Source organism: Longimicrobium sp. (genome assembly GCF_036554565.1).
Taxonomy (GTDB): Bacteria; Gemmatimonadota; Gemmatimonadetes; order Longimicrobiales; family Longimicrobiaceae; genus Longimicrobium.
This window is the reverse complement of record NZ_DATBNB010000002.1, coordinates 1-8,187: the sequence shown is the minus strand read 5'-3', so window position 1 is coordinate 8,187 and position 8,187 is coordinate 1. Positions and strand designations below refer to the sequence as shown.

The window sequence follows — 8,187 nt, the reverse complement described above, 5'->3', positions numbered from 1 at the left end:
GGCCCGCTTTCGTCACGGCTGATGCCGGAAAGCCTACTCGGCCGACGAGGGGCCGGCGTTCCGGACTGCCTCGGGGACGCGGTCGGCGAACTGCTCGAAGTTCTTGCAGAAGGCGTTCGCCAGGTCGCGCGCCCGGGCGTCGTACGCCTCGGGATTGGCCCAGGTGCCGCGCGGGTTCAGCAACTCGGCCGGCACGCCGGGCACGTCGGTGGGCACCTGCAGGCCAAAGAACGGCACCGTCTCGGTCGCCACGCCGTCCAGCTGGCCGGAGAGCGCGGCGCGCACCATGGCGCGCGTGTACGCCAGCTTCATGCGGCTCCCCTCCCCGTACGGCCCACCCGTCCAGCCGGTGTTCACCAGCCACACCCGCGCGCCGTGCTGGTCGATCTTCTGCCCCAGCAGCTCGGCGTACACTCCCGGGTGCAGCGACAGGAACGCGGCACCGAAGCACGCCGAGAAGGTGGGCTGGGGCTCCTTCACGCCGCGCTCGGTGCCCGCCACCTTGGCCGTGTACCCCGACAGGAAGTAGAACATCGCCTGCTCGGCGGTCAGGCGGCTGATGGGGGGGAGCACGCCGTACGCATCGGCCGTCAGGAACACGATGTTCCGCGGATGGCCGCCGCGCGCCTCGGGAACGTAGTTGTGGATGTAGTGCAGCGGATACGAGATCCGCGTGTTCTCGGTGATGGAGATGTCGTCGAAGTCCACCCGCCGGGCCTCGTCCATCACCAGGTTCTCCAGCACCGTGCCGAACATCCGTGTGGTGGCGTAGATCTCCGGCTCGCCCTCGGGCGACAGCTTGATGGCCTTGGCGTAGCAGCCGCCCTCGAAGTTGAAGATCCCGTCGTCCGTCCACCCGTGCTCGTCGTCACCGATGAGCCCGCGCTCCGGGTCTGCCGAGAGGGTGGTCTTGCCCGTGCCCGACAGGCCGAAGAAGAGCGCCGTGTCGCCCTCGGGGCCCACGTTGGCCGAGCAGTGCATGGAAAGCACGCCCTGCATGGGCAGCACGTAGTTCATCACCCCGAACACCGACTTCTTGATCTCGCCGGCGTAGCGGGTGCCGCCGATCAGCACCTCCTTGGCGCCGAAGTTGATCAGGATGAAGGTGCTGGTGCGCGTCCCGTGGCGGGCGGGGTCTGCCTCGTACTCGGGGGCGTGAAGGACGGTGAATCCCGGCACCATGTCGGCCAGGCCCCCTGCTTCGGGGCGGCGGAACATGTTGAACGCGAACAGGTTGTGCCACGCGTTGGGGGTGATCACCCGCACGTTCAGCGCGTACTTGGGATCGGCCCCGGCCACCATGTCGCGCACGTACAGGTCCTGCCCCTCCAGGTGCGCGATCACGTCTTCGCGCAGCGTGGCGTAGTGCTCGGGCGAGATGGGCACGTTCACCTTGCCCCACCACACGTGCTCCTCGGACGAGGGCTCGCGCACCACGAAGCGGTCATTCGGCGAGCGGCCGGTGTGCGGCGCGGTGACGGCGTTGAAGGGGCCGCCCTCGACCAGGCTGCCTTCACCGCGCCGAACCGCGTGCTCCACCAGCTCCACGGGGTTCAGGTTCCAGAACACGGTTCCGGGGTTGCGGATCCCGTGGTTTTCCAACCCGTAGCGGCTTTCGCGGCCGGTGCCGGCCGCGGCGGGAGCTTCGGGAACAAGGGTCGTCGACATCGGCGCTCTCGTGCTACAGGGTCGTGCGGGCCCGATCAGATCGCAGCCGGGCGGGCAGAAACGGCAACTCTAGCACCCCCGGCGCGGGGATGCAAGGTGAACCCGGCTCACTGATTCGTTGCTCGCGCAACCTGCTCCGGCGGGAGCGGCGAGTTGTGGTGCGACGTTCCTCAGGCCACAATGGCTTCGCGAGCCGGGCCGGGAATCGGCGGAACGTGCCCGCTTTCCAGCCAAGCCTCGATGTGCTCCCGCAGCACGATTGGGAACAACTCCTGCGCCGCCGCGCGCGACGAAGCGACCACCGAGAACCCATCCATCTCATCCGTGGTGATCAGGTGATAGGGACGCTCGCCGGGGGCTTCGCGCACCATCCGCCCGTGCACGGTCCAGGGCAGCGCCACGTACTCGTCGACGGTCATCATGCACCCTCCTGCAGTTCGTCGATCCTCGCTCACGACCGCCGTGCAGGAACTGCTCAGCCGGTCTGCAGCGCCTCCCGGTTGGCCAACTCGGACGCGAGCAGGCCAGGTTGGGGGAGTGCGGGAGGGAACCCGGCTGCGAGCACACCCTCCAGGTACACCCTCAGCCCGAGTTCGAGTTCGGCAAGAGCTTCAACTCGCGTGTCGCCCACGACCGAGAAGCCCGGTAGCTCATCGATCGAGACCACATAGTACGCCGGCTCACCGGCGGCGTCTCGGATGGCACGACCCCGAATCGTCCACGGGAGCGAGATGTACTCGGCGAGCGTCATGGTTCCTCCAATGACTGGCGGACTGCCGCGGTTGCTTGCCCGACCTGGTAACCAGGGACCGTGCCATGCCCCTTGTCGACCAGCAGGACCGTAGGACCGTTGGCGTGTGACCACAGCCGGTGACTTCCCCCACGCGAGCGCACGACGAACCCGAATCCCCTGAGCATCACAGCGACTTGATCGTAGCGCCATCCTTGTTCATTGCGCTCCATCGCCGCGAGCGTCTTTTCGTGCCGGCTCATCACTTGGCCCCGGGTTCACGATGAACAACCGAGGCCAAGAAGTTAAGGGTTCTTCCGCACGTGTAAAGTTTGTTCGTTTTGCGCCACCGGCGGCACCATGTTGCGTCAGGGGCGCCGCGTCCCCAGCTGCATCCGCAGGCCCGCGTAGAGCGAGCGCCCCGGCCCCGGCTCGTAGTACCGGCCGCCGAAGGCGTTGATGACCACGGACGTGTTGTAGTCTCGATCCAGCAGGTTCGTCACGCCGAGGAACGGGGCGAACTCCAGGCCCGCGGCGCGGGCGCCCTCCCATCCCCCGCGCACGTCCACCAGCGCGTACGCGGGGGATGCGAACCGGGCGTCGGCATCCGTATCCGCCACCGGTGTGGACGACACGTAGCGCGCATCGATCCCGGCGAACGGGCCGCGCGGCGGCGAGGCGAGCAGCGACAGCTCCCACCGGTGCGGCGCGATCCCAGGAACGCGGTTGCCGGCGCGGTCGTCCGCGCCCACCACGTAGCGGCCGAAGCGCGCGTCGGTGTGGGTGTAGGCTGCGCGCGCCGTCCATCCCTCGCGAGGCGTCAGCACGGCGGCGGCCTCGAAGCCGCGGTGGTTCGCCTGACCCGCGTTGCGAAAGAAGGTGCGGCCCGGCGCGCCCGGCACTTCGAACGGAATGAGCGCGTCCTCGATCCGGGCGCGATACGCCGCTGCCTCCACCCACACCCCGGGCGCCACGCGAGCCTTGCCGCCCACCTCCAGCGAAACGGTGCGCTGCGGGTTCAGCTCGGGGTTGAAGCCGCCCGCGCCGCTGGGCCGGTTGGCCAGCTCCGTGGTCGTGGGCGTTTCGAAGGCGGTCGCCAGGTTTGCGTACACGGTGGCGGATGGCGTGACCGCTACCGACACGCCAAGCGCCGGGCTCACCTGGTCCATCGTCCGCGCGCCGGTGTCGTCCGGGTTGGTGGCGGAGATCAGTCGATCCGTGACCCCGAAGCGGAAGCGGTCGTAGCGCAGGACCGCGAGCACGTCCACCCGCGCGAGCGGCGTCGCGGTCGCCTGGGCGAACACGCTGGACGAGGTGACGCGTTCCCGCTGGTCCAGCGTCAGGCTCCCTCGTGTCCCCGCCGTGTTGGCGAAGTTGCGGCGCTGGTCGCGCTGCCCTTCCATCTCGCCGCCCACCGTCCAGCGGAGCCGCCCCGCGCCGCCGGTCCACGCGGCGCGCGCGCCGCGGACGCTGCGGTCCAGGTCGATGATGGACGTGGGGATGGGATTTTCGATGGACCGCATCAATCCATACGCCGAGACCTCCACCGCACCGGGGCCCAGCGCGCGGCGCCACCACACCCCCAGCTGGCCCTGCCGCCCCTCTTCGCCCGTGGCCTGCTGCACGTTTCGCGCGAACGCCCGCCGCCGGTCCACGCGCAGCAGGGAGTCGGACAGGGAGCCGGGGTTGAGCGCGTCGTAGTTCACCAGGCTGAAGGTGAGCCGCGCCTCGTTCGCCCCGCGCGCCATCGACACGCTGCCGCCCGCCAGTGTGTTGCGCGCCCGCGAGTGCTCGCGGTAGCCGCCGTAGCGCAGGTGCGACACCCAGCCGCGATACCCCAGCGCGCCCATGCGGCCACCGGCGCTCGTCTCCCCGCGCAGCAGGCCGTCGCCGCCAGCGAGCACGCGGTGCTCCGTCGCGAACGGCGCATCGGGCGGGGGGGCGCTCGTGAAGCGGATGACGCCGCCGGACGCGTTGCCGTACAGCGCCGACGCGGGGCCGCGGATGACCTCGGCGCGGCCCAGCTGCGAGGGATCCACGTGGTTCAGCGTGGTCTGCCCGTCCGGCAGCGTGGCGGGAATGCCGTCCACCAGCACCCGCACGCCACGCACGCCGAACTGCGCCCGCGCGCCGAAGCCGCGGATGGAGATGCGCTCCCCCAGCGCGTAGTTGAAGCGGTTGTCCACCTGCACGCCGGGAATGGCGGAGAGCGCGTCGGTGAGCGCCAGCGCGGCGCGGCCTTGCCGGATTTCGGCCTCGCGTACGGCGGTGACGGCAAAGGGCGCGCGCAGCTGGGGAACGCTGCCGCCCAGCACCTGCACGGTGACAGTATCGAGCGGAACGGTCGCGGTATCGGTCTGCGCGGCGGCGGGCGCGGCGGCGCACAGGCACGCAAGCGAGAAGGCGGCACTCAAGGGCGCGGCCGTGAACGGCTTCATCTGCAACGGGTTTTCGGGCACCGAGTCAGGCTATGCTCTCGTGCTCCGAAGCCGCAGAAAGCGGTCCATGGCGGGGATAGATGGCTTTTGCTGTTCTTCAGGGCGTGGGGAGGGCGACCAACACGGCAGTGACCAGGAGGACGGCGGCGGCGATGGCCAGTTCCACCCGCGCGGAGCGCTGCAGCCGGCGCGTGCCCTCGTCGTCCGTTCCCAGGCAGGGGAGCACGCGCCGCCAGTTGTAGAAGCCCGTGGCTCCGACGAGCGTCAGCAGCACCACCTTCAGAAGCAGCGCGCGCCCGTAGCCCGTGCCCCACAGGTTTTCGACCGCGCCGATGTGAAGGAGCGCGCTGATGACGCCGGTGCCGGCCACCACGGCGCCGGCGATGAGCGCCATCGGGGAAAAGGCGCGCACCATCATCGCGACGGAGCCGCACGCCGCGGCCGTCGTCCCCAGCGTGGCCGGGATGCCGATGGCCAGCACCATCAGCAGGCTCCCGATCCACGCGCCAGCCGCCAGCACGTGCACGGCATCGGCGACGATGGCGAGCGCGGTGAGCCCCTCGACGCCCGCCGCGTGGCCGGAAAGCGACGGAACGGCGGCCAGGAGCACCACGCTTCCCGCGGCGCCCATCCACCCCGCGGTCCGTCCGTGCGGCGCCCGGGCGATCAGCATTCCCATCACGAATGCGCAGGTGGCGATGGCCTGCAGCAGCCAGCCCAGCCCCCACACCGTTCCCGTCACCAGCGCCGTCAGCCGGTCTCCGCTCCAGTCCTCCGTCCGCATCCCCAGCGCGGACGCCTGCAGCCATAGCCGCCCGGCCAGCGTGAGCATGGAGAGCGACGCGGCGCCCAGGGCGATCGTCCACGCCCCGGCTTCGGCGCGGACCGCGACCGGGCGGAACGTCTCGTCCTTCACCAGCCGCGCCAGGACGCCGAAGCGGAATGCCACCACGCCGATCATGGCCAGCAGCGCGGCGAACCATCCCCAGCGCACGGCCACGGAAAGCGGGCTCGCGGCAGCGGACGTGGTGGTGCCGACCGCGTCGGGATCGCCCGGAATGCCCGCCGCCAGGCTGGAGTCCACCCGCGCCGAGTCCGCCTGTGTCTCCACGACAGCTGGCGCCGCGGGAGTCGCGGGTGCGGCGACGACGAAGCTGAAGGTTCCGCGGAGCACGTGTCCGTCTGCCCCGGCCGTGGTCCACTGCACCTCGTACGCGCCGGGGGTGAGCGGCTGCGCCAGTTGAAGCGCGTACTCGCGGTTGCCCTCACCCGGAACGGGCGCGCCGCCGGTGAGGACATTGCGCCCGCCCTGCCGCAACTCGATGCGCGTGAGCCCGGGCGCGACGGCGGTGCTGAACCGGACGCGCACCTCGGCCAGGACGCTCGCGACCGTGTCGCCGTTGGCGGGCTGCGTAGACTGGACCTTGGTGTGCGCGGCCGCCGGTGCCGCCAGCAGCGCGCAGGCGAGCACCGCGAGCAGGCCGCGGCGGGCCAGCCGGGCAATGAGAGTGAGGATCGAAGGCATCCGTGTGAGTTCCAGGGGCCGCCGTTGGAGCAGTGCCGCGGTTCGTCCATCCAGCACGCCGCCGCGAGCCAGTGCTTCCGGCTGATGCGGGGAAGATACGGCAGTCACGCCCCAGCCTCCAGAAGCGGACCCGTGGGGCAGCAGGCAGCCGCGGACGGATCGGCAGCCTTCCGACGCCGCACGCCACGGCGCCGGGGAGGAGAGTAAACGCCGCTCCTTCATCTACTTCCGTGCTCGCCAGCCCTCGCGCCGCGCGCCACGGGAGTGCATCTTTCCCGCTCGTCGTCGGGAGCGGAATCGCGAGGAGATGAACGGATGGCGCAGGGCGGATCGGGGGAGCGGCTGATAGCGGACCGTGTGTTCGGGGTCATCGGTGGGGTGATGGTGCTGCTGGGACTGGTGTTCCTGGTGAGGTCGTTCATGGAAGGCGGGTCCGACACGGGCTCCGGGCCTGCGTCCGCCGTTCCGCAGATCCGGATCGTGAGCCCCGCCGTCGGGGCTGCGCTCGCGCAGCCGGCGTCGGTGGAGTTCGACGCGGGCGCCCCGCTGGTGCTGGGCCCCACCGGGTGGACGGCGGCGGGGCGGCACCTTCACCTGTTCGCCGGCGGCACGGAGATGATGGCGTCGGCCAACGAGATCACCGCCGTCCAGGGCACGCGGTACCGCTGGGCGCTCCCCCGGCTGCCTCCCGGCTCCACCACCCTGCGGATGACGTGGTCCGGAGCGAACCACCAGTCCATCCCGCAGGGCGCTTCGCAGACGATTCCCGTCACTCTGCGGTAAGCCCGCCGTCAGGCCCGCTCGCGCCAAAACGGGTGTTGTCGCGGATGGGGCGGCTCAGTATCTTGGGCCCGCCTGCCGACTTTCCGCCGTACCTCCATCCTTACGCGACAGCTCACGATGCCCGTTCCCAACCTCCGGCCCTTGGGCTTCGGCGAGATACTGGACGGGGCTTTTTCGCTGTACCGGCGCAACCTGACGACGTTTCTTCTCACCGCGCTTCTGCCCGTGGCGGCGCTGGTGGTGGGCGGCGCCATCGTGGCCGTTCTCACGGGCACCGGGAGCGAAGCCGCCGCGGGGATCGGGGCGTTCGGGCTGGCGGTCCTGCTCCTTCTCTCGGTGATGGTGCAATGGGGCGCCCTCGTGCACCAGGCGTCGCAGTCGTTCATCGCGCAGCCCATCGACATCAAGGAGGCAGTGCGCACGGGGGTTCGCTCCATGTTCACATTGCTCGGATCCGCCTTCGTGACGAACGTCGGGATGTCGTTCGTGATGATCGGCGGCTTCCTGGTGATGGCGCTGGCCGGAGCCGTGGTGGGCGCGCTGGCCGCTCCGGCCCTTTCCATCGTCCTGGGCGCGGGGATGATCTTCGGCTTCGTCTTCGTGTACGTGGGCGGCGCGGCGGTGCTGGCCGGCGCGGGCCCCGCGGTGATCGTGGAGGGGAAGGGGCCGGTGGAGGCGCTGAGCCGCTCGGTGGAGCTGCTGCGCGGGGCGTTCTGGCGCACGGTGGGGCTGGTGATGGTGACGGCCACCATCGTGTACCTGCCGATGATCGCCGTGGCGTTCGTCTCGGGCCTCACGGAGGGAGTGTCGGGCGCGGAGGGAGGCGCGGCCGAGGCCGGTGCGGGGATCGTGATCCTGGCCGTGGCCATCGCCGCCGCGCCCTTCATCGCCTCCGTGTTCGTGCTGGCCTACTACGACCGCCGCGTGCGTACCGAGGCGCTGGACGTGCAGCTGATGACCGAGTCGCTGGCCCTGGCCGGCGGCTGACCCATCCCCAACGCCCCCATCGCGCCTCCAACCGTCGTTGACGCGCCGGGAGAGGG

At 70.6% G+C, this 8,187-nt stretch carries 7 protein-coding genes; 2 read left to right on the top strand and 5 right to left on the bottom strand.

What is annotated here, in order from left to right; all coding sequences use genetic code 11:
• Positions 1-33: 33 nt before the first annotated feature.
• The 5 genes from pckA to VIB55_RS00035 form a co-directional block, all read right to left on the bottom strand.
• Entirely contained in the window at positions 34-1,668 is a 1,635-nt protein-coding gene (pckA, locus tag VIB55_RS00055; protein ID WP_331874609.1) for a phosphoenolpyruvate carboxykinase (ATP), read from the bottom strand.
• Between the two features lie 170 nt (positions 1,669-1,838).
• Entirely contained in the window at positions 1,839-2,090 is a 252-nt protein-coding gene (locus VIB55_RS00050; protein ID WP_331874608.1) for a hypothetical protein, read from the bottom strand.
• A 53-nt stretch (positions 2,091-2,143) separates the two neighbouring features.
• Positions 2,144-2,419, bottom strand: coding sequence for a type II toxin-antitoxin system HicB family antitoxin (locus VIB55_RS00045; RefSeq protein ID WP_331874607.1), 276 nt, complete (start codon positions 2,417-2,419; stop codon positions 2,144-2,146).
• A gap of 347 nt (positions 2,420-2,766) precedes the next feature.
• Entirely contained in the window at positions 2,767-4,836 is a 2,070-nt protein-coding gene (locus VIB55_RS00040; protein ID WP_331874606.1) for a TonB-dependent receptor, read from the bottom strand.
• A gap of 97 nt (positions 4,837-4,933) precedes the next feature.
• Positions 4,934-6,361: a copper resistance CopC/CopD family protein gene (locus tag VIB55_RS00035; RefSeq protein WP_331874605.1), complete on the bottom strand. Its 1,428-nt coding sequence runs from the start codon at positions 6,359-6,361 to the stop codon at positions 4,934-4,936.
• Positions 6,362-6,676: 315 nt separating this feature from the next.
• Here VIB55_RS00035 and VIB55_RS00030 point away from each other — a divergent pair, with 315 nt between their 5' ends.
• Both VIB55_RS00030 and VIB55_RS00025 read left to right on the top strand, forming a co-directional pair.
• Positions 6,677-7,144: a hypothetical protein gene (locus VIB55_RS00030; RefSeq protein WP_331874604.1), complete on the top strand. Its 468-nt coding sequence runs from the start codon at positions 6,677-6,679 to the stop codon at positions 7,142-7,144.
• 117 nt (positions 7,145-7,261) lie between these two features.
• Positions 7,262-8,131: a hypothetical protein gene (locus tag VIB55_RS00025; protein WP_331874603.1), complete on the top strand. Its 870-nt coding sequence runs from the start codon at positions 7,262-7,264 to the stop codon at positions 8,129-8,131.
• Positions 8,132-8,187: the final 56 nt, after the last annotated feature.